Below are 23,123 nucleotides of genomic sequence, written 5' to 3'. Positions count from 1 at the left end.
GAGGATTAACACCGGGAAATCGGCTTGCCGCTTGCGCTGCAAGAATTGGGAGGTTCGTTACATACGAAAGGCGTTTACCTGACGCTTTATTTCTTGGCTCTAAGAAACTACCACTTTCAAAATCATAGTCAAGGATGAAGCAATAGTGGACGCCCCTTGGGTACGTTTATGTACTTCCAACTCATTTCAATCTGAAATGGGGTGGAATAATTGCATATACATACTTCGCGGGGTGATTCTACCATTGCTCGTTCTACTATGATGGGCTGTGGTAGGCCTCTTAGAGCGGGATGAGCAGGGTGTGGCTCCCCGTTTTTCGTTATTATTAACCAAATATTTTGCCATTTGGAGTCAGTGGCTGCGAGAGCGATTGACCCACAGTGCAACCTCAACTCATTGATAATGTAAATCAGACACTGCGCGATGATTTGATAACTACTATCAAATCGGGGTGCCGTATGTCTATTGCCGCCGCGAGTTTTTCAATCTACGCCTTTCAGGAGCTTCGTGAGCAGCTGAAAGATGTCGATGAGTTGCGTTTTATATTCACATCGCCCTCTTTTATTACTGAAAAAGCCGACAAACAGCGACGGGAATTTTATATTCCTCGCCTTAACCGAGAGCGAGACCTGTTCGGTTCGGAATTTGAGATAAAACTCCGCAACGAACTTTCGCTCAAAGCAGTCGCCAAAGAGTGCGCCGAGTGGATAAGGCGAAAAGCCTGCTTCAAATCCAACCGTACCAACGAGAACATGATGGGCTTCATCAACGTTGATGAAACCAATTATATGCCGATAACCGGCTTCACGACAGTTGACCTTGGTTGTGAAAGAGGCAATAATGCCTATCAGTTCGTACAGCGTACCGAAGCGCCTTTATCGCAATTCTACCTCAATCTTTTCGACCAAGTCTGGAACGACAATGAAAAGCTGCAGATTGTGACGGAGGAGGTGCTCGACAACATCACGAACGCTTACAAAGAAAACTCCCCTGAATTTATCTACTTTGTTACACTCTACAATATCTTCAACGAGTTTCTTGAAGATATTTCTGAGGACGTATTGCCTAACGAAGCCACCGGCTTCAAGTCGAGTGTCATTTGGAATAAACTCTACAATTTCCAACGTGATGCGGCTCTTGCCATCATCAATAAGTTGGAAAAATATAACGGCTGTATCCTTGCCGACGCCGTGGGTCTCGGCAAGACTTTTACCGCTCTTTCGGTCATTAAGTATTACGAGAACCGAAACAAGTCTGTTCTCGTTTTATGCCCGAAAAAATTGTATGAGAACTGGGTCGCTTTCCGAGCCAACTATCGAAACAATCCTATTGCCGCTGACCGTTTGCGTTATGATATACTTTTTCACTCCGACTTATCAAGAGACAAGGGTAAGAGTGCTGGAGGACTTGATCTCAATTATATAAATTGGGGTAACTATGATCTTGTCGTTATCGACGAAAGCCATAATTTCCGTAATGGTGGAAAAATCTCTACTAACGAAGATACAGGAGAAGAACGCGAGAACCGCTTCCTCCGCCTTATGAACCGTGTTATTAAGCCTGGAGTAAAAACCAAAGTGCTTATGCTTTCGGCTACTCCTGTAAACAATCGTTTCAACGACCTCAAAAATCAGCTATCATTAGCATACGAGGGAGATAGTGAAAATATCAATGGACTGCTCGACACCGACAATACCATTGAAGATATTTTCCGTATGGCTCAAGCTGTTTATAATAAATGGGCTAAACTTGACCTGGATGAACGAACCACTGAGCGACTGCTTTCTGATTTGAGTTTCGACTTCTTCAAAGTTCTTGATGCAGTAACTATTGCACGGAGCCGCAAACATATAGTAAAATATTACGACACAACGGATATAGGTACATTCCCTGATAGATTATCACCGATTTCTCGCCGACCTCCGCTTACCGACCTTGACAAGAATAAGACGGTGACATTTAAGGAGATTGCTCAACTACTTGACGATTTGAACCTCGCTATTTATACACCATCGTTGTTCATTCAGCCGAGCGCAAAGGATAAGTACACGCTCAAATTCGAGGGCAATGGTAAAATCTCAGTTGACGGACGCGAAAAAGGCTTGCGTAAACTGATGGCGATAAATATGCTCAAACGTCTTGAAAGTTCGGTTAATTCTTTTCGTCTTACGATTGAGCGAATTAACAACTTTATCGCCAACTCTATTGCAGCCATTGATAACTTCGACCGTAATTCCGGCTCAGGTCTTATTGACATAACCGAATTTAGCGATGATTTTGACAACGAAGACTCAGAGAACGACCCCTTTGTTGGCCGGAAGTCGCGCATAGACATTGTCGATATGGATTATGTTTCGTGGCGACGTTGTCTTAAAGACGACCACGAAAAGTTATCATTGCTTCTCGCAATGCTTGAGCCAATAACTCCAGCTCACGATAGCAAACTTCAGCAATTATTTTCCGACCTATCCGATAAGTTTGCAAATCCACTAAATTCTGGCAATAAGAAAGCTCTGATTTTCACAGCGTTTGCCGACACCGCCGAATATCTTTATCGTGAACTCGCACCGCGCATCAAAGAAGACTTCGGACTTAATGTTGCACTCGTTACCGGAAATACCGATGGACGATGGACACTTTCTCGCCGCGATGTCAGCTTCAATAATGTGCTGACTTTCTTCTCTCCGCGCTCGAAAGACCGCGATGTTCTTTATCCCGGTTGTACTGATACTATTGATGTACTTATAGCCACCGACTGCATTTCCGAGGGTCAGAACCTTCAGGATTGCGATTACCTCGTTAACTACGATATTCATTGGAATCCTGTCCGCATAATTCAGCGTTTCGGACGTATCGATCGTATCGGCTCACAAAACTCCGAAATCCAACTTGTCAACTATTGGCCCAATGTTGACCTTGACGAATACATCAAGCTCAAAGGGCGAGTTGAAAGTCGAATGAAAGCCACAGTCCTTACATCTACCGGCGACGGTAACCTGCTCTCTCCTGAAGAAAAAGGCGACCTTGAATATCGTCGTCAGCAACTCAAAAAGTTGCAGACCGAAGTTGTCGATATTGAAGATATGGACACCGGCATCAACATTATGGATTTAGGCTTGAACGAGTTCCGCCTTGACTTGTTGACATACATTAAAGAACATCCCGAAATCAAGCGGACCCCTAACGGTATGAGTGCCGTTGTTGCCGCTTTCGAGGAGCTTCCTCCCGGTGTTATTTTCATACTGAAAAATCGTCGCCAAGAGGTCAATATCGGAAAGACCAATCAGCTTCATCCATTCTATATGGTTTACATATCAACCGACGGAGAAGTTATTGTAGAACATCTCGCTCCGAAGCGATTGCTTGACACTCTCCGAATGGCTTGCAAAGGCAAGACAGAACCACTTGCGGAACTTTGTCGTCAGTTAAATGCAGAAACTGACGATGGACGCGATATGTCGGCTTACACCGAACTCTTGCATCTCGCTATTGAGAGTATTGTTTCTGTCAAAGAAGAAAGCGATATCGCTTCACTGTTTTCCGATGGCGAATCTTCATTTCTACGCAATGAAATTGTCGGTCTTGATGATTTTGAGTTGATAACCTTTTTAATCGTGAGGTAAAAATGAGACTTTTTTCAGAGCCTGAAAATAAAATCATAAAGGAATTGGTCGATGCCAAATCAAGAGGCATTGATGCTATTCAACATTTACAGGCTGCGAAAATTCTAAGAAAACAATTTGATTTTTTTGCGCTAAAATGGACCGTTGGAAGAGCACCATCTATTTCAATTTATACTCGCCATACTGAGGATAGCTCAAAAATAGAAGAATATAGTAAATTATATTTCAAAGTTGCTGACTTTATATATTTTCTAAAAGAATTAGAATCCTTTGGATTTATTGCTATTCAGACTATTACAAAAAAACAGGAACGTGAATATAGTTTACTTTATGACCGCAATAAGTATAAATATGATGACAACAAAAATGAGTTCATTCCTATAAATGAGCATCCTATTGATACTTCAGATTTTATTAAAGGTGATACACCTCCTTTTGAAGAAGTGTCCCCCGGTGTCTATACTTTATTGCAGGTTGATAGACATGAGATAAATCTTGATTTTGCTAATGATTTGGAAAAATACGGTTTGGGCATTATTTATCCCTTGCCTTTAGCCGTGGACTATGTCAATCATAATTTCCAAACATTAGAACAGCGTCTATTAAAAAAACAATTCTATACTGCTTTATGGGCTGCAATTTTAGGAGGGGTATCTGCTATTGCAGCTCTTGGAGCATTAATTTACACACTTGCAACGGATAACAAGCCGACAACAATAGATAGGCTGGACCTTGAAAGAATTGAAACTGCGATTAAGTCCAATCACATTTCAGAGCCTATTGAAATTATAACTAACGACACGATAGTTGTCAAGCAAGTTCAACCTGCACAAAAGAAAAAGTGATGAACAATCCGCTCCAATTCCCGACATCCACAATCGTTGACAGGCTGATACCTAAGGCGCAGTTTGTCAAGGCGAGTAGTACGCCTACGGCTATTCGGACTCTCCTTGCTGAGGAGTTTGAGCAGATTCGTTTACTCTATGTCCTTCGACCTGATACAGTCAACGTTGCTGATGGCAGCGAAGTAAAGGAGATTGATGTGTTCTTGTTTCGGTGCAAGACCGACCATTACTCTATCAATCCTTTCTGCGGCATAGACGACCTTATACCTCGCCATACGATATACATAATAGAATACGGCAACCATACCGACTTGCTTATGCAGCATAAACGGCGTTCAGTTGTTGCCGGAACCGTAAAATGGTCTCGCGAAGTTAGCAAATTTCTTTGTGACATCGACCTCGCCTCTCGACCTCTGCAAATCGAGGGGCAAAATCTCGACCGCGTTTATTTCAACTTCTTTAGTCAAATGTCAGGCTACAAGATTGACAATTCAGCTGCTATTACAGAGGTTAAAGAACTTGAAACACGCCTCGCAAAGATGAGGCGTAAAGCCGAGAACATACAAAAAAGAGTGAGAAACGAGAAGCAGTTCAACCGCCAGATTGAACTTAACTCGCAGGCTCGCGCTCTTAAACGTCAAATTGCTGAGTTGGAATCCCAACTCTCAAACAATAGGAAATAATTTAACACCAATATATGAATCCTGAAAAATTGCCACTGCAAAGTGCCGATGGAGCGCAGATTAATCTTGATAAGTTATATCAGATTGCTCCCTCGTGCTTTACCGAGGCTCGCGGATCCGACGGCAAAGTGCGTCGAGTCGTCAATTTCGACGTATTGCGCCAGTTACTCGGTGATGCTGCCGCCGACACAGGCGAAGAATTTTATCAATTCACTTGGCCCGGCAAAGCCGAAGCCCGACGTGAAGCAGCCCGCTCAATCCGCAAAACCCTCCGACCTATTCCCGAAGATAGTGTAGATTGGGACACTACCCAAAATCTCTATATTGAGGGTGATAACCTCGAAGTCCTGAAACTTCTTCAAAAGTCTTATATGGGTAAGGTCAAAATGATTTACATTGACCCTCCATATAATACTGGCAAAGACTTCGTTTATCACGATGACTTTGCCACTACTTCCGCCGATCACGACCTCGCAGAAGGTAATACTGATGAACTTGGCAATCGCTATCGTAGAAATACTGACTCTAACGGACGCTTTCATTCCGAATGGTGTTCGATGATTTTCTCCCGACTTACTATTGCTCATACTCTTTTGGCAGATGATGGTGTAATTTTCATCTCTATTGATAGTCACGAGTTAATCAATTTGAAGAAAATTTGTGACCAAATTTTCGGAGAACGTAATTTTATCGAGATTTTTAATTGGGCTAAGACTGAAACACCTGAAAATCTCTCAAAGAAGGCTAAACAAATCATAGAGTACGTTCTTTGTTATCAAAAAAACAAAGACTCCGTCAAATTTTCAGGGATAAAGAAAACATCTGTTAGTTCAAATGGCTTGTTAAATCAACCCAATGGAGTAAAAACATTAGTATTTCCAGCTAATAAAGTACTTACATCTATTCCTAATCAAGTTATTCCGGCTGGAATGTACGGAACTGATTCATATGACGTTGAGCTTCTTGAAGAAACCGAGGTAAAAGATGGCTTATTTGTTAAACCCGTTTCACTTCGTGCCAAATTCAAATGGCAACAGGAATATCTTGAAGAAGAAATGCGGAACGGAACTATCATAAAGATTCCGACGCTCAAATTCAGTCCTTCCTATGAAAAGACAGAGTATGATGCGGAAGTCCCTTCAAATCTTATCAATTCTAAAGTAAATGTTGACACCAATGAGGTTGCGGGTAATTATCAAGTAGAACTTTTTGGTAAAAAAGTATTCAATTACCCGAAACCAGTTAGTTTAGTAAAATACCTTTTAGGGTTTAGAGATATATCCAATGATGATGAAATTATCGTCATGGATTTTTTCTCAGGTTCAGGTACTACTGCGGAAGCTGTAATGCAGTTATCTTTAGAGATAACTAATAAACCTGTTAAATACATTCTCGTTCAACTTCAAGAAGATTTACAAAAGTCATTAGTATCAGCTAATACTCCAAGCGAAAAAGAAATAATACAAAATGCTATTGACTTATGCAATGAAAATAAAATGCCTTGCTACATCACCGAGGTTGCGAAAGAACGTATCCGTCGTGCCGGGCGTAAGATAAAGGAAGAAGCGAGACTGCAAGGGCAAAACCTTGACACCGGCTTCCGTGTATTCCGCGTTGATGAAAGCAATATGGAAGACGTTTATTTCCAACCATCCGCTCTCAGTCAGGATAAACTCGACTTGCTGTTAGACAACGTAAAACATGACCGCACTGACCTCGACCTGCTGTTTGGAGCAATGCTTGACTGGGGCGTTCAGTTGTCTCTCCCGATGTCGAAAACCACCATTGACGGCTGCAACGTCTATACCGTCAATGAGGGCGACCTTGTGGCTTGCTTCGCTGAAAATATCACTGAAAACGTAATAGCCCATATTGCTGATCAATCTCCGCTTCGAGTCCTTTTCCGCGACAGTTGCTTCAAAACTGATGCTGATAAAATCAACATCTTTGAACAGTTTAAGCAACGCTTAGGCTGGAGTGATGAAGAAGCGATGAAAAATATTCGTGTGATATGAAACTGAGATATAAACATCAACGTTTTCAGACTGAAGCGGCGCGTGCTGTAACCAACTCTTTTAAGGGTCAGCCTTTCATTGACCCGGCGGAGTTTCTGCATGATGTAGGACAAGGACGAATCAACTACGGAGAACATGGCTTTGCCAATGCGCCGCTTTTGATTGACCGCACACAATTGACTGAAAATGTACGCGCAGTGCAACTAGCACAAGGGTTGAACCCGATTGAATATTTCGAGGGTGACGATGTTACGCTCACTGTCGAGATGGAAACCGGAACAGGCAAGACCTACACTTACATTAAAACGATGTATGAACTTAACAAGCTATATGGCTGGACTAAGTTCATTATCGTTGTGCCCTCGGTTGCTATCCGCGAGGGCGTCCTTAAATCGTTCCAGACAATGGACGACCACTTTGGCGACGAGTATGGGAAACGCATGCAATATTTCGTTTACAACTCAAAGCAACTTTCCAAGATTGACGCCTTCGCCACCGACAGCGGAATGCACTGCATGATTATCAACACTCAGGCGTTCAACAGTTCTTTCGATGATACCGCCAATAACGCAGCGTCAAGAATTATCTTTGACCGGCGCGATGAATTTGGGTCTCGTCGCCCCATTGATGTAATTGCCAAGACTCACCCGATTATGATAATCGACGAGCCGCAGAGTGTTCTCGGTGCAAATAAGAATAACCGCACACGTCAAGGCTTGCGCCTGTTTGACCCTCTTATGCTATTGCTTTATTCAGCGACTCACCGAGAGGGCGACATCTACAATATGGTGTTCCGGCTTGACGCAATCGACGCTTATAACCGTAAACTCGTCAAGAAGATAGAGGTTAAGGGTATTTCGCAGGTCGGCTCTACTGCCACCAATGGCTTCCTTTGTCTTGAAGAAATCGTTATTGGTAAAGGCAATCCTCAGGCTCGTATTTCTTTTGACAGCAAAACTGCTTCCGGAACAAAACAGGTTACGCGACTTGTCGGTGAAGGTTATGATCTGTTTGAACAGAGCGGTGGTCTTGCTGAGTACCGCGACCGCTGTATTGTGAAACGAATTGACGGGCGCGCCGGAACTGTTGAACTGCTCAACGGCACCATCCTTTCAGAGGGTACTATGACAGGTAATGTTCATGAAGATGCAATTCGCCGTGAGCAGATACGAGAAACTATCCGCAGCCATTTCGAGCGCGAGCGTATGCTGTTCTCAAAAGGAATAAAAGTGCTTTCGCTTTTCTTCATTGATAAGGTGGAAAATTACCGCGTTTATGGCTCCGGCAATTCTGTCTCGCTCGGCAGGTTTGCCGAAATCTTCGAGCAAGAGTATATTAACGTGCTGAATGAGAATATTGATATATTCTCGCCCGAATATACTCTCTATCTGCAAAGCCATCCGGCCTCGACCGTACACGCAGGTTATTTCTCTCAGGATAAAAAGGGGAAAATGACCGATACAAAAGAGACAACTGAAAAAGGGCGCGATGAAGCCCTGCGCGCCTACGACCTGATTATGAGAAATAAGGAGCGGCTGCTGTCATTCGACGAGCCAGTGCGTTTCATCTTCTCACACTCCGCTCTGAAAGAGGGGTGGGATAATCCGAATGTTTTTCAAATTTGTACGCTGAAAGACAGCGATAATCTGACAAAAAAACGTCAGGAAGTTGGTCGCGGTATGCGTTTGTGCGTAAATAAAAACGGAGAGCGTCAAGACCAAGATGTTCTCGGCGAGCATGTTTTCGACACCAATATCCTTACTGTCATTGCCTCCGAGAGTTACGAGAAGTTTGCAAAGCAACTTCAACAAGAAATTGCAGAAGCAGTGGCTTATCGCCCAACGGTTGTAACTGCAGCATTATTTGAGGGTCGCATTTTATCTGATGCAAACGGAAACTCAGTTAAGATTACATCTGAACTTGCGCGGGATATACACGAAGAACTTATCAGTCAAGGATATGTCAAAAAGGGTGCACTTACTCCCAAATATCATGATGACAAGCGTAACGGTACACTTGATTTCGGAGATGATTTAGCAAATATGTCAGTTGCTATTGCTAAGGTTCTTGACAGTGTATTCGACCCGAAAGCTGCAGCTCCCTCTAATGGGCGTAAACGCCGCATCGGCAATTTTGACGCTGACAAATTCGCTAATTCCCGGTTCAAGGGACTGTGGGAGCAGATAAACGTCCGCTCGGTCTATACGGTTGATTTCAGTTCTGATGAACTGATTGAAAAGAGCATTGAGCAAATTGACTTACATCTTAATGTAACTGAAATTCACATTCAAGTTACAACCGGCGCGATGGAGAATATTCGGGACCGTGAAGCGTTGGAATCCGCATCAGCAATGACACAAGGCAAGACTATTCGCAAATCGGTTCACGAAGCTGTAAGCAAGTCGGTAAAATATGATCTCGTTGGCGACTTAGTACGCGAAACAGGACTTACCCGAAACACTATCATTCGGATATTAAAAGGTATATCTCCGGGAAAATTCTTGCTTTTCCGAGTTAATCCTGAAGAATTTATTATCAAGGTCGCTTCGATAATAAATGACTGCAAGGCTATTGCTGTTATTAAGAAAATAACATATTCTCCCACCGACCAGACTTTCGATACCGACCTGTTCACGGTTGATGAAGTCAGAGGCGTTGTCGGGGATAATGCAATGGAAAGCGAAAAGTCGCTCTACGACCTTGTCGTTATCGACAGCAAGGGCACCGAAATGGATTTTGCCAAACAGCTTGAAAGCAATAGTGATGTCGAAGTTTATACCAAACTCCCTCGCGGGTTTTATATTAACACCCCTATGGGGCAATATAATCCTGACTGGGCTATCGTCTTTCGAGAGGGCAGCGTGAAACACGTCTATTTCATTGCCGAAACCAAAGGCTCAATGCGCGAGGTTGATCTGCGCGAAACCGAGAAGTCAAAAATCGCCTGCGCTCGCCGCCACTTTGCGTCACTATCAAATTCTACCGTTAAATATGATGTCGTAAAGAGTTACCAAGATTTATACAATATAGTCAATAACCAATGATATAGGATTACCATATTAGATTAAAGGAGCAATTTGACAGTTATGACGTGGTGTCCGACTGCTATGACCGCATACAAGACGAATAGACCCGCTTCAAGACCGACTCAACGATATGGAGGACAGACAGGATATGTATGGTGACCTGCAAGATGAATTAGATGACCTCTATGAAGATTTGGACAATGCGGAAATAGACCGTGACGATGATTGGTTAGATGAACAATAGTCAGATTTCATAGGTTTGATTCGGGCTTCATATATGCCCAGACAAACCTAAACCTATATATGGAGGCTGGGCAAAAGAAACTTATCTCGTAGCCTTGTCAGAGAGCTGGTTTATATCCAACATCAATTTGCTAAGGATTGTTTTCGCTTTGTCGTAATCTTTGGATACGAACAACTCATAGCTCAAATCGGCCCAATCCTTGGCGACTTCTTTCTCTTCTTCGGTATTATTTGACCAAACGATATCCAGTTTTGCCAATTCCACCAAAAATTTGGATGAGTTTTCCAGCGTAGGATTGTCATTATACTTCCTAACAGCATCTGCAACTTTTGTACGTTGTTCTATATCTTTAATGTTATTCATAGAGATATCAATATCATGTTATCTGGTTGACTTGAAATGCTTTTGCAGTTGTTCCAGTCTGGTGATTAGTGATTCAAAGTCCAGCTTTTCGCCGTAGATCATCGAGGTTTTCATTGCTTCGTAGTCCAGTCGCATCTTTTCTCGCAAATCTCCTGTGGGGCAAAATGTGATTGTTGACGGGTGGTTGAGTTCATAATTGACACCACCGACATGATAGAATCGCTGACGGTGTGCAATGATTTCGTGATATAGATCCATGTCTGACAGTGCGGCTTCCGCAAATTGTGTATCCATTAGCCGTTCCAAATCGTATAGGTGTCGGCTCATGCGCTCGGTGCGGGGATTCTTTCGCTGATATTCTTCGTTTAGCAGAAACGCTTTTTCAAGAAATGTGCGCGTTGGCATTATAGTCGGAATGTCGGCAATGGTCTCATCGTCAATTTGAGGAAACGCCTCTCCAACAAGAGAAGATATGCGCTTGACTTCGTAAGGCTCTTTCATCGAAAGACAACTTATCTCAATCTTGACAACGGGGCGAACATAGGCATCGGAGCTAACCTTAACCGGGTAATGAATTTCAATGATTACCGGGTCGCTATCGTGGTCGATTGGTGAGCCATCCTTTTTTGTCGTTATCGGTACAACCCGACATTCGCTCAATCCGGCTTCATTGAGTTTCGTTGTCAATTCCTCTGTAAATTCACCAAGGATATAATCGCGATTGGCAATACGCAGATTCTTGACCTGATTGTTCGTGGATGCTTTGGCACATTCTTTACCCAAAACATCGAGATAGAAGTCACGATATAGTGCGATGTCGATATCTTCCGAAAAGCGGTCTATCAAGTTCCATCCTTTACTGAGGCTTGTACCTCCCTTAAAGAACATATATTTAGACGGCGAAAGAGAAAACAGCACTTTCAGAATGGCAGTTACCCACCAGTCTTTTTCAACTGCACCTTCGCTGATATTCTTTTCGGTTGCTATGATGTAAGCCGACTGTTGGCGGTCTGCATCCGAAGCGTCAATCCATCTGCTCATTTCGTTTGATTTTTTCTTTTGTTTCGATTACTATTTTTCTGATCCAGCGTGGAGCATGGGCTATATCCTCAAGCCAAGTGTCGTCCTCTGGATTGTCCTTCAATACTCCATAAGCAATATCAAGAGTTTCATTGTCAATGTTATACTGCTTGATGGATTTTAGTGCAAGCACTAATATAGGCATAATTTTACCCTTATAGGCAAATGTTGACGGCACACTATGTTTAAGCGTCAAAGTCCTTCGGCCAATCTTTATTTTTCGAGGAGTACCTGATGTAAGATATACGGCGTTCATTGGAACCTGTGTTGAAAAGCCGAGATAGTTCTCGGCAGTAGCTCCTGTTGGCAATAATTGTGCATCATCACGTTTTGCTATGGTTTGCGCAATTTCGCCGATTGTAGGCATCACAGGTCCAAACCTTGACATCTTTGGCTTGACATATATCCCGGTTGCGACTCTGACGAGTTTTCCGGCATTACACAGTTCCGATAAAATATTGGAGGCGTAATGGGTATCAATGGGCAAAAAACTATCCGGCAAGAAGATTGTCCCCTTCCTGCTACGATTGACTTTTGATATTATGGCCTGTTTCATTTTTGCGGATTACAGAAGGATAATAAACGCTTTATTATCCTTTTTATGCAGCACAAAGTTAGTGTTTTATTTCCAATTATACAAGTAATTACATCGTGGTATTTATAATCTTACATATAACAATAAAACAAACTGTGATTTCACAATTAAGTTTGGTTTAATTCGGGCTATATATACCCAAGTTAAACCAAACCAATATATATAGTGTGGCTGGTGAAAAGAAAACTTCTTCTTTTGCACAGCTATCATTTCAATCGTGATGCGCGGGTGAGGCGGTCTTCTTTGATATAGCGGCTAAGTGATGCTTCCGTGGTGTGACCGGTGGCGGCGCAGATTACATCGCGGTCGTTTCCTCGTAGTCGCATATTGGTAGCGAAAGAACGTCGAGCTGTATGGCAGCTTACCATCTGCCAACGCTGATAAATGTCTTTCTTGCGTCCGGCTCTTCCGTTACCTACATCTGCGGTGTAGGCTTTGGTGACATATCCAGCCAATGTGCTTTCCGGGTTCGCCTCATAAACCGCCTTCATAATATCCTTCAGTGCGTCATTGAACTTCTGGTTGCTTATTACACGCGGCATTTCTTTACCGTCATTGTAAAGGTCGAGAATCGATTGAGCCTCCGGCAGTATTTTGACGACCGATGTCTTATCAGTCTTGTTAGCCTTGAATTGAAAATAACGCTCACCATCTTCAGTCACTTGAATAGAATTGTAGTTGAGCTGTTCGAGGTCTGAATGGCGCACACCGGTCCAGCACATCAGCACAAACATATTGCGCACGGTCTGCAGATGTTCAGTCGGCAACTCCTGTTTTGCTATCAATGCGATTTCACTTTCAAGCAGGGCAATACTCTCTGATTCTTCTTTCAGTTTCTCACAGCGTAAAAACTCCTCTGCCATACACTGTATGCGCATAGGCTGGTCACGGATGACAGTCTTTATAACCTTGATATGGTCACCGATAGTATTCAGTTTCAATCCCTCGCCATATGCAAATGTAAGATACTCGGAATAGAACGACTTATTGAGTTCATCAAATCGAATATCGGTGATATGCTTCTTATTCATAAAGTCGCGGATATAGCGGCGGAGATGCTTGTAGTGCTGTATGGTTTTTAGTCCGATTGGTTTGCCATGCCATGTTCGGGCTGGAGCAGCATCAATAAAGACATCAAGAGCCACAATGAAGGATTCTTCACGCTGACGGAGCATTGCTTCAAGTTCTTCTTTTTTGCGCCGCTGTTCAGCCTCACGTTGAGCTCTCTTCCGTTCCTGTGCTTCTTCCTGTGCCTTTTTCAAAGCTGCCTGTTCTTGAATCTGCTCACGCTGTGCGACCGAGACAATTGCTTTCTCCAGCTTTTTCTTTGTCGGATTAGGCTGGGATAAAACCAAGTCAATGGTTGCGGTGATTTCATCCAGTTTATCGCAAAGATACTTACCTTCACCGGAGCGAAACTTATTCCACTTTGAAGTAGAGGAAACCGCATCGCTCCATTGCTTGATGTCAACCTCTACAAACGATTTCAAAAGCAGATTTTCCCCGTCGCTTTGGCGACGGGTATATAGAAAGGCATTGCCGGAAGCGGCCTTTGTGCGAAGAAAAAATTTGGTATATGCGTTCTTTGCCATTATAAACTCGTGTGTCTAAGTTTATTATTCAAACGCAAAGGTAATGCGCATTGTTGCTGAGTTGATACTTATTTGATACTTTTCTTTGGCAGTCTATGGCACTTTTTGCGACTTTCTGAAATTGTTAAAATATATAACCGCTTAGTATCTCGATAATTAGAAAATTGGAGTTTCACGAAATATCATAAAAGTTGCCCTTCCAAGGCAACACAAAGAAAGAGCTAAGTCGCTAAGATTTAGCTCTTTCTTCTTTTCTAGCCTGCGCACAAATGTTAAAAATTGTATATTTGCCACAATCCCACAGATTATAATGGCGCTGGCATTATTCAAATATAATTCATTTGACACTTCAGAAATCGATTATTTTTTGTAAATTGCGATATTACTGATAATAAACCTGCATGAAACCAATCTGGCTCAAAATTTGTGTGGCGTGCGTCCTGATTTCTTCAATCGGTAGAATGGCTAATTCCTTTACGGATGTGCTGATTGCTGTCGGCGCAATTGCCCTTGTCGCGTTGGTTATATGGCTTTTCGAGACCGGGAGATTAAGGATTAGCGAGCGTCTTGGCAAGGTATTGAAGAAAATAGGTGCTTTCATATTGGTGGCGGTCGGCATAGCCTACCTCGTAGCTATGTTCATTTTTGTTACATACAAAGTGGCGACGGAGGGAGATTGGCAGGGAATCATGCTATTGGGTATCGCATCCGTGGCATTCGGTATTTCATGGTATATCAGCCGTTGGCGCAGACGGTGGGTGAAGTTTCTAAAGACATTTATGCCAAAAGACAAAATACACCACGGTGACTGGAAGATACGAGAAAAGTATTTCCAGACATTTGACTATGCCACCAATGCCCAGTATGGACTGCGAACCGCTGACGGCATTTTTGACGGACAGGCGAGAGTGTGGCTCAACCCGTCGGACGTCGATAAAGATGCTTCCGCACGATTGGATACGTTTGAGGCGATATTGGCAAGGCGTGGCATTAAAGCCAACTGCGCTCTGACACACATCCCCGGATGTATCTACGCCGATATAGTTGCTGAAACCAAATACAGATCAATGAACAGCGACAAACAGGCAGCGTTCCGCGACGCGTTCCACGAACTTGACGGCATGAACTATCAGGGTGAATATTATGCCGAGTATCACGGAGAGTTGGGTATAATCTTTTTTGAAGGCAACGCCGGAAATGTCATAATCCGTGCTATAAGGACTGAGCCGAGAGAAGAATATTATATTGACAACGATTGCGGATTTCAATCGGAAGAAGCCCATTATTTCATTGAGCGCGGTGTCGATTGGACCGAGGGTACATACTCGTTGATTTCAGCCAAGAAGTTTTTCGCGCTTTGGCGTGAACGGCTTGAATATAACGACAAAGACGACGCATATTCTTTCTTTGAACAGGCATCGCTGATGTATTTCGCTGCGGTAGCCAATGGCGACAAGAAAGAACAGACCAATAGCCGATGGGACATTGAAAACGCCGCCAAATTTCTCATAATTCATGATGAAAAGGAAACAATGATTGACCTACTTATGGGGATGATTTATGAAGAAACTATGTATTGGGCGGCACGGCTGTTTAGCGACGTACTTCCCGCTGAGACTCATGATGCGGCAATTAGGTTAGTCGAAAACTGCGACAATCCTGTGATTGTCTCGCGCACCAAAAGACTAATAGCACAATGGAAGAAAGGAGGTAAGCAATGAACCGGATATTATCTGATTATCTTGCAATTTGCAGTAAATTCCGGACTGAAGGGCTAAGCAAGCCGGAAAGGAAACAACGGTATGCAATGCTATCTGAATGGAATAAAAAGGAGTATGACAATGAGCATACTGCCATAGGAGAAATTCAAGATTTTTGGACTAAGCATAGTAAAATTTGTTGGAACAATCAGTTTATCAACAAGGTTATATGTCCTCAAATTGCCATAGATTTGGAGAATGGCGGTTTTGAGGGGCTAAAATTCTTGTTCCATTGCTTTTGCGGTCATGAGGATTCTTATCTGAACACCAATAGTCCGCTTGAACTGTTCTGTAAGTTTTGTAAATATAAATACGAGCCGTTTCAACTTGCAGATATGCTGCTTGAACATGATGAGGATAATGTTGATGCGCTCAGATACAAATATCATGCACTCAAGTATTTTCTTGAGTTTTCCATCCATGAAATGCCGACGGGCATATTAAATGGCATGAATGGAGCAGGTATAACGGATATTCCGGCAATGCTGAAAGATATAGATGAATTTGAGTGTCTATCAAAAAGATTAGACATGCCACTTTGTGAAACTCTGATCAACGATTGCCGCAGATTCTATCCGGCATACAAAGATTATCTCCAAAGTCTCCGTCGTTATAAAAACTTTGAGGAATATCTGAATATGAACAACATCCAATACCAATCATACACTTCACGTTATGACTATGAATAGGTGGCAGAAGATATTTGTGTGTTATTACCGTTTTCAGGAGCGTATCGGAAATGGTGATATGCCCGTATTCATTTCTATGGGCATGATGTTATTCGCATTGTATCTTTATTTATTCAGTATTACAACAGTTGTTTTATTCTCATTTGGTAATATTATAGGCTCATCTGTATTGTTCGGGCTAAAAAGCCTGACACTATTCAATATCATGTTATGTTGCTTGACGGGAACTATATTTTATCTAAAGTATCTTCGCGGCGACAGATTAAACGAAACGCTGTCTATTGAAATTTCAAGAACTGACAAGTTTTATGCGGCTGTATTCCTCATTGGCGGCATTTTCAGCATCTGTTGCGTTTTTATTTTCATGTGGGCAGTTAATAACGGATTCATATTGGAAGGAGGAAAGCAATGAAACTGACCGATAAACGATTTTGGATTTATGAGATTGCCACTGCGCTATGCCTGTCGGCTTTCTCTCTCACGTTCTATTCCGATAGTATATTCTGCATTTTATTGATATTGCTGTCAAACGCTCTGGCTGTGGCTATAGGGTTGCATTGGTCTAAGAATATTGGCGTTTTATACACATGGCTTTTGGTTTGGGGTGCAGCTATTGGAGCCTATCTTGTAGATGTTACCTTGATGGTTATATTCAATATGACAATACATGAGCCATATCCGTTGATTGTAGTCCAAATATATCTCTTGCCAAGTTTCATTCTTTTCAGCGGGGTATTGTGTTTTGCCGGTTGGATTATCATGAGCCAGACATACAAGCGAACTGCGTTCAAGGTCATCTCTACAGCATTACTGTCGATAATAGGCGCAATCGGGGCTGCCGCCAATATCAATATCGGAAAGAATGTAATACCGTTTGTCATTTTCATCGGGTTAGCTATCGTCGGATGTGTGCTTTTCCTTAAATCGCTAAAAGACATCCAAGGCAAAAGCCCGGTGGATAGATGGAAACTTCGTAAGGCAAAATATGAAGCATGGCGAGATCGCAAGACGAATCAAGTTTCGCTTTCCGGTAATGATTATCTCTATGGACTAAGGCAGATTTTCCCCTTTATGGTGGCAGGGCTATTCATTCTTTCGTGCACCCTATTCGGATTGTTTTCACCGGATCAATCAAATGAATGGAAGGCAAAGGGGCTTGTGGGGGATGTGTCGAACCTATACATCTACGATGATGGCAAAGGCATTGCTATAAGCTCATTGCGTTACATGGATCATCCCGATACGGCGACAGTTTATCTCACTGAAAACGGTGGACGCAAATGGGATCTGTTTATCGAATTGCCCGGCTATGGCAAAGCCTTCAATACAGTCAGGATTAATGATGATGTATATTGCGCTATTCAACATAATTCAGCTTACGAGATAGAAAGGATAAACCATGAAGGCTCCAACTGGTGGTCTGATTATAAGTTTGCAAAGCTACCCATCCTTTTTGCGAATAATGACAGCCTTTGTTTCGCTGCAAACGGAATATTTTATAGGACGGACAGGTATCTCAAGGAAACAGACTCGATTGGATGCTATTCGTTACAACCTGCGAACAAGGGACTTGCCGTAGTGCAAAACCACATCTTCGGTTTCACGCTTTACCAATCTTCCGGCGGTTATCGTCTATATGATTTCACAGCCGATTCATATATCGCTGATTTCAGTTGCAAGGGTGATGTCAGCCTTATCAAATCATCGGACAATACCTGTGTCATACTGACCCAAACCGGAGGAGAATTAGAATCATATTTACTTGACTGTGCGACCGGAATCATGACAAAAACCGGACAATTTGATTTCGGCATGATGGAGGCATTACGGGGCGAAGGCGGCGTCTTATATAGTCTTGTGACGAAACGCCCGAACACCGACAGCTACATCCTTTACAGCTTTGACGCCGGAAAAACATGGAATACGCAGTGTATAAACGAATCCAATATCCGGGCATACTGTATTCACAACGGCTATCTGTATTTCTACAATCAATTCATGCATACAATATGCAGGCAAAAACTTGAAATCAAGAATCCATGAAGCGGTGGCAGAAAATATCAGGTTGTGTAATCTTCGGATTAGGAGCAGTCATAGAATTGCTCTTATGGACTTTTGCAATTACCGACTGGGAAGACACTCCTTGGTATAGTTGCATAAGCAGTCTTTCAAGCGCCATGTGGATAAACTACCTTGTGGCACTCGGACTGTTCGTTTACTTGTGGAAGAAAGGAGGCAAGCAATGAAACTGATTTATCGGGCGAAATGGGTAATTGTAGCATTGTTTGCGATTACGTTCTTCTTTTCTTTCGCTGTTCTTTTTGCGGGAGGGACTACCAAGATTAACTGGTGTCTGTTGGTCGCAAATATATTGCTGATATTCGCACAGACGGCAAATGTGGTGTTTGCGTTTATGAACAAACATAAAAAGACCGGGATTGCATTGCTTGTTTTTCTACTCATGAGTATAGGCTTCGTTCTCGTTGTCGGATTGATTATTGTTGCCACTTATCTGATGGGATATAGTGTGGCGACAAGAGATCAACAGCTTAAGTACAGAGATAATATAATCGAGCGCATAGACTCTTTCCGTGCGGCAAACGGACATTTGCCCGAATCGATGTCGGAAGTGGGCTTCAAGCAGACAGGCGGTGGAGGATATTATTACAAAGGAATTATATTTGACTATATCAAGTTAAACAACAAAGAATACGTTGTCGAATATATCTCTGAGGATGGTGTTCTCACGCAGTACCATGATCACTGCTGGACTGAAGAACCAGATATTTGCCTGATAGAAATGCCTGTAAACGCGGACACGATAGCTGCAATAAACAGAATTTCAAAATTTGAACAGGATTACAATGTCCCTCCATTGATAGACAGCATATCCTTTAATCAGTCTCGGATATGTCCGATTGGCGATTATACCGGACAGCCCGATTCTATCGCATATATTAGTTATCTATACAAAGATGGCAGTATTCGATGCGAGGGTTGGGTTGCATACTTTGATGACCCGGAAGATGATTTCAGCAACCCATTCGGCGAATGGAAATACTACGATCAGAAAGGCAACTGCTATCGTAAGTTTTGGAATTATAAAGAAAACGACAGATACAGCCGGGGTGGATAAACAAATAAGTCGACTGAGACATCAGCCGACTTATTTGTGACTCCTACAGGATTCAAACCTGTAACCTTCTGATCCGTAGTCAGATGCTCTATTCAGTTGAGCTAAGGAGCCAATAAAAACTCTCTATTTCATAAAATCTGTGACTCCTACAGGATTCAAACCTGTAACCTTCTGATCCGTAGTCAGATGCTCTATTCAGTTGAGCTAAGGAGCCGTTATTTGTTGTTTGCGGTTGCAAAGTTAGACATTCTATTTTATATACGCAAGAAAAAAGTGAAAAATTTGCACAAAACATTTTTTTTGAAAATTTCTTTGGAAAAATTTTGTCAGTATAAAAATAATGCCTACCTTTGCATCGCAAACGAGAAAACACGGTTGCCCAACGCGAAAATAGCTCAGTTGGTAGAGCACAACCTTGCCAAGGTTGGGGTCGCGGGTTCGAGTCCCGTTTTTCGCTCAAGTACATTAAAATACTTTCAAGCTACGCTGAAGTTTAATTTTCATCAATGCGAAAATAGCTCAGTTGGTAGAGCACAACCTTGCCAAGGTTGGGGTCGCGGGTTCGAGTCCCGTTTTTCGCTCAAATTCAGTAAGCTTGAATTTTCGTCCGGGTGGTGGAATTGGTAGACACGCTACTTTGAGGGGGTAGTGGCCGTTGGGCTGTGTGAGTTCGAATCTCATCTCGGACACCCTGAAAATCCCAAGTATTTGAAATCAAATACTTGGGATTTTTCGTTTAATCAACGCGCGTGTCAGCGGCTGTAAAAAAATCCGGCGACAGTAGGCAAGACGCCTGCCGATGCGTGGTAATGCGTAGTGAATGTTCATGCTTGAACATATGCCCCATACACGTGTACTCTATGCCGGCAGTGCATTTTGCAAAAAAAATACCGCTGCCCTGCGGCTCATGATTAAAAAATTTTGCATCGCCACAGACATCTTCCGCCACAGTCGCCGGATTATCATCTTATATCGGGTCGGTTGCAAAACCCGATTGTAGTGTTACATCTCTTCTATCAAATCAGTCATCCAGCCAATAGACTGGATTTTGAGATCCAGCTGGCGCAGCTGTGACGCGCACCTGTCATAGAGTTTACGGAACTCTCCGGCATCTACGGTCCTGACATATCTGATCTCGCTCCTGTTATACCTGTCCTCCCGCTCTGTAAGATGTTTAAGGCTGTCAGCAAGAGTCGTGACACGCAATTTTAGCGTATCGCGTTCGGCAAGCAATGATGTAATATTTCTGCCATCCACTTCCGTGCGGGTGTTGGTGATGTTTATACAATATATGAGGCGGCGCAGCGAATCAAGCGTTTTGTCAAGTTCGGCAATCACTTCTTCAGGGGTCTCTATGGGAGTGTCACCCTCCTGAATCTTGATACAGTCGTCAAGGCGCACCTTCAATTGGCGCACCTTGTCCATAAGCGCCGCCCGCCGGCTTAATGCTTCAGCTAATTTCATAACCTTGTATATTAAATAAAGATTAATGACACAATGTCAATATCCAAAACACATACGCAGAACAGAGGGTTCATACATACATTCAGTGCGCGCCACACTGCCAAGCCACCACGCAGGCACCCAGGGTCAGGTGTGTATTAAAGTATTAGAAATCATAATGGCCCGGAAAACTTTTTTACGGGGTTGCCTCGTTCGAGACGGTCGTGGTTGCTCCATTGCCGTGACTGCGATTCTGCAATAGCTTTGTCATTTTGCCGGCGCAGTTTCAGCAAGAGTCTTTCACGGGCAAGCGTCTTGTTTTGCGATTGCGAGCGCTCATCAGAGCATTTCACCGACAAGCCCGATGGAGTATGGATCGCACGGACTGAGGTCTCTACTTTGTTGACATTCTGACCGCCTTTACCTCCTGAACGGCACGTTTCATAAACGATGTCTGATTCATTAATCCGTGGCAGTTCCACATCATCAAAGAAGTGTATGCCGACAAACCAGTTACTCCGCTTGTGTCCCGGACGATATGGGTTAGTTGTCGACCGCCAGAGTATGGTACCCTCCCACTCTTGTTTAAAAGAATGAGGAATCACTTCTTCGGCTACTAACGTCATCGACATGAAGCATCCATCTTCTTGATTGTGAGGCTCACAATCGGCGAGCTGCAACACCGGAATCGCGTTGATAAGCTCACGCGCCACGAGCGCGACAGCCCTCGCACACTCGACAGGGCCCCGCCCGGCTGTTATCTGTATATATTTTTTCATTCTCCGTTGTCTTTAATGTTGAGTTTAGGTTTAATCATTGAAATAATCTCGGCTGTCGGTCGGATAAGCTCGAGTATTTCTTCCGCAGGCTTATAAGCCATAGGCGATTCGTCAAGAGTCCCCTTCCCTACCGATGATGAATATATGCCGGTCATTGCGCTCTCATAATCGCTCATGGATATTTGCTTTTTTGCCTGAGCACGGCTCATTATACGCCCGGCACCGTGGGGTGCAGTGTTGAGCCAGCGCTCATTACCTTTGCCTCGGCAGATGGCTATGCCATCGCGCATGTTAAACGGAATGGCGATTTTCTTGTCCTCGGAGGCATCGATTGCGCCCTTGCGCAATATCGGTTGGTCATCAATAAGCGATATGTAATTGTGGGTGGTGAATATTGATTCAACACATTTTGCCTTGCAGAGCTTTTTCAGTATAGTGAAGATGCGGTCACGTATTACCTGATGATTGTAGAGTGCATATGCCTGAGTTATAATCATATCGGAGAGATAGCCGCGCAAAGCGTCACCCCAAAGATAACCGATGTATTTGGCTCGCTTGGGATTCTGCGCGACATTATGCCAATAGTTTGCCACTTTGACTCCGAGATTACGGGAACCGCAATGAATCGTCAGCCAACCGTCACCTGATACGGCATCCTCGCCATATTCGATGAAATGGTTGCCGCCGCCGAGAGAGCCGAGGCTCTTGTAGAAGACGCCCTCCTGAAGTTTGACGCGGCGGCAGAAGTCTGTGATGAAACGTGCATCTATACGAGGCGCTTCGTTTATAAGGTCGGGGGCGGCGGAACGGGATTTCAGATACTGTGAATTGAGGGAGCGAAACAACTCCTTTTCATTGAGAGAGTTTTTTGAGCAAATCTCATTGCCCGTAGGGATTACCTCACGTATACGATGATCAAGCAGCGCAAAGTCATCGGCATCGACATTACATGAAAGACGATGCATGGAGACTGTGCAACCAATGTCGACACCGACATGGTCGGGATTGACATACATTCCTATCGGATAGGCTGTGCCGACATTGCATGAACTACCGGCGTGAACGTCGGGCATCTGCACTATCGCGATGCCCTCCATCGCCGGATGATCGCACAGCTCTCCGAGCCATGCGAGAGCTGACTCTTCTATATTATAGGTAAAGATTTCGGCCGTGGTCGTTTTTCCTTTTATAATCATGTGTGGTTATATTTTTGCTGTAAAGTTGGAGCGCAGGTGCGCAATTGATTTGCG

Annotated in this window: 17 protein-coding genes and 5 tRNA genes; 13 read left to right on the top strand and 9 right to left on the bottom strand. The window is 43.4% G+C overall.

All coding sequences use genetic code 11. The features are described from left to right. Window positions 1-458 precede the first annotated feature (458 nt). From E4T81_RS10285 to E4T81_RS10265, 5 genes are read left to right on the top strand one after another with little or no spacing between them, the layout of a single operon-like run. Complete coding sequence (locus tag E4T81_RS10285; RefSeq protein WP_135044201.1) at window positions 459-3,623, top strand: helicase-related protein; 3,165 nt, start codon at window positions 459-461, stop codon at window positions 3,621-3,623. A 2-nt stretch (window positions 3,624-3,625) separates the two neighbouring features. Then, window positions 3,626-4,468 carry a hypothetical protein gene (locus tag E4T81_RS10280; protein ID WP_135044199.1) on the top strand — a complete coding sequence of 281 codons (843 nt, stop codon included), beginning with the start codon at window positions 3,626-3,628 and terminating at the stop codon, window positions 4,466-4,468. Continuing rightward, entirely contained in the window at window positions 4,468-5,151 is a 684-nt protein-coding gene (locus tag E4T81_RS10275; protein ID WP_135044197.1) for a DUF4391 domain-containing protein, read from the top strand. Before E4T81_RS10280 ends, E4T81_RS10275 begins: the two co-directional genes overlap by 1 nt. Before the next feature lie 14 nt (window positions 5,152-5,165). Then, on the top strand, window positions 5,166-7,166 hold the full coding sequence (locus E4T81_RS10270) for a site-specific DNA-methyltransferase (protein WP_135044195.1): 2,001 nt from the start codon (window positions 5,166-5,168) through the stop codon (window positions 7,164-7,166). Beyond that, window positions 7,163-10,210 (top strand): type III restriction-modification system endonuclease, encoded by a 3,048-nt coding sequence (locus E4T81_RS10265; protein ID WP_135044194.1) that lies wholly within the window; start codon window positions 7,163-7,165, stop codon window positions 10,208-10,210. Before E4T81_RS10270 ends, E4T81_RS10265 begins: the two co-directional genes overlap by 4 nt. 307 nt (window positions 10,211-10,517) lie before the next feature. Here the strand turns inward: E4T81_RS10265 and E4T81_RS10260 are convergent, their stop codons facing one another. The 4 genes from E4T81_RS10260 to E4T81_RS10245 form a co-directional block, all read right to left on the bottom strand. After that, a complete protein-coding gene (locus E4T81_RS10260) occupies window positions 10,518-10,799 on the bottom strand; it encodes a hypothetical protein (protein WP_135044192.1) in 282 nt (93 codons plus the stop codon). Window positions 10,800-10,817: 18 nt separating this feature from the next. Further along, window positions 10,818-11,840: a nucleotidyl transferase AbiEii/AbiGii toxin family protein gene (locus E4T81_RS10255; RefSeq protein WP_135044190.1), complete on the bottom strand. Its 1,023-nt coding sequence runs from the start codon at window positions 11,838-11,840 to the stop codon at window positions 10,818-10,820. Beyond that, the gene (locus tag E4T81_RS10250; protein ID WP_135044188.1) at window positions 11,824-12,435 is read right to left on the bottom strand and encodes a DUF6088 family protein; all 612 of its coding nucleotides are present in this window, start codon (window positions 12,433-12,435) and stop codon (window positions 11,824-11,826) included. The genes E4T81_RS10255 and E4T81_RS10250 overlap by 17 nt, the downstream gene beginning before the upstream one ends. A 245-nt stretch (window positions 12,436-12,680) precedes the next feature. Then, the gene (locus E4T81_RS10245; RefSeq protein ID WP_135044186.1) at window positions 12,681-14,066 is read right to left on the bottom strand and encodes a site-specific integrase; all 1,386 of its coding nucleotides are present in this window, start codon (window positions 14,064-14,066) and stop codon (window positions 12,681-12,683) included. A 401-nt stretch (window positions 14,067-14,467) separates the two neighbouring features. Here E4T81_RS10245 and E4T81_RS10240 point away from each other — a divergent pair, with 401 nt between their 5' ends. From E4T81_RS10240 to E4T81_RS10220, 5 genes are all read left to right on the top strand, one after another. Further along, entirely contained in the window at window positions 14,468-15,787 is a 1,320-nt protein-coding gene (locus E4T81_RS10240) for a hypothetical protein (RefSeq protein WP_135044184.1), read from the top strand. Next, entirely contained in the window at window positions 15,784-16,515 is a 732-nt protein-coding gene (locus E4T81_RS10235) for a hypothetical protein (RefSeq protein WP_135044182.1), read from the top strand. Before E4T81_RS10240 ends, E4T81_RS10235 begins: the two co-directional genes overlap by 4 nt. Before the next feature lie 408 nt (window positions 16,516-16,923). Then, the gene (locus E4T81_RS10230) at window positions 16,924-18,558 is read left to right on the top strand and encodes a hypothetical protein (RefSeq protein WP_135044180.1); all 1,635 of its coding nucleotides are present in this window, start codon (window positions 16,924-16,926) and stop codon (window positions 18,556-18,558) included. Next, the gene (locus tag E4T81_RS10225; protein ID WP_135044178.1) at window positions 18,555-18,761 is read left to right on the top strand and encodes a hypothetical protein; all 207 of its coding nucleotides are present in this window, start codon (window positions 18,555-18,557) and stop codon (window positions 18,759-18,761) included. Before E4T81_RS10230 ends, E4T81_RS10225 begins: the two co-directional genes overlap by 4 nt. Beyond that, window positions 18,758-19,651 carry a hypothetical protein gene (locus E4T81_RS10220; protein ID WP_135044176.1) on the top strand — a complete coding sequence of 298 codons (894 nt, stop codon included), beginning with the start codon at window positions 18,758-18,760 and terminating at the stop codon, window positions 19,649-19,651. Before E4T81_RS10225 ends, E4T81_RS10220 begins: the two co-directional genes overlap by 4 nt. Before the next feature lie 37 nt (window positions 19,652-19,688). On the opposite strand, the gene E4T81_RS10215 is transcribed toward E4T81_RS10220, so the two are convergent. Then, window positions 19,689-19,762: transfer RNA gene (locus E4T81_RS10215), tRNA-Arg, on the bottom strand. Window positions 19,763-19,791: 29 nt separating this feature from the next. Then, window positions 19,792-19,865 (bottom strand) — tRNA-Arg (locus E4T81_RS10210). A gap of 170 nt (window positions 19,866-20,035) precedes the next feature. Here E4T81_RS10210 and E4T81_RS10205 point away from each other — a divergent pair. From E4T81_RS10205 to E4T81_RS10195, 3 genes are all read left to right on the top strand, one after another. Then, window positions 20,036-20,108 (top strand) — tRNA-Gly (locus tag E4T81_RS10205). Between the two features lie 51 nt (window positions 20,109-20,159). Further along, window positions 20,160-20,232, top strand: a tRNA-Gly gene (locus tag E4T81_RS10200). 24 nt (window positions 20,233-20,256) lie between these two features. Beyond that, window positions 20,257-20,340, top strand: a tRNA-Leu gene (locus tag E4T81_RS10195). 313 nt (window positions 20,341-20,653) lie between these two features. Here E4T81_RS10195 and E4T81_RS10190 read toward each other — a convergent pair. From E4T81_RS10190 to E4T81_RS10180, 3 genes are all read right to left on the bottom strand, one after another. Continuing rightward, a complete protein-coding gene (locus E4T81_RS10190) occupies window positions 20,654-21,115 on the bottom strand; it encodes a DIP1984 family protein (protein ID WP_135044174.1) in 462 nt (153 codons plus the stop codon). A gap of 152 nt (window positions 21,116-21,267) precedes the next feature. Further along, window positions 21,268-21,873 carry a peptide chain release factor H gene (gene prfH, locus E4T81_RS10185; RefSeq protein WP_135044172.1) on the bottom strand — a complete coding sequence of 202 codons (606 nt, stop codon included), beginning with the start codon at window positions 21,871-21,873 and terminating at the stop codon, window positions 21,268-21,270. Then, window positions 21,870-23,069, bottom strand: coding sequence for an RtcB family protein (locus E4T81_RS10180; protein WP_135044170.1), 1,200 nt, complete (start codon window positions 23,067-23,069; stop codon window positions 21,870-21,872). Before E4T81_RS10180 ends, prfH begins: the two co-directional genes overlap by 4 nt. Window positions 23,070-23,123: the final 54 nt, after the last annotated feature.

The sequence above is a fragment of the Barnesiella sp. WM24 genome, from assembly GCF_004570975.1.
Classification (GTDB): Bacteria; Bacteroidota; Bacteroidia; order Bacteroidales; family Muribaculaceae; genus Muribaculum.
This window is presented reverse-complemented; position numbering and strand designations above follow the sequence as displayed.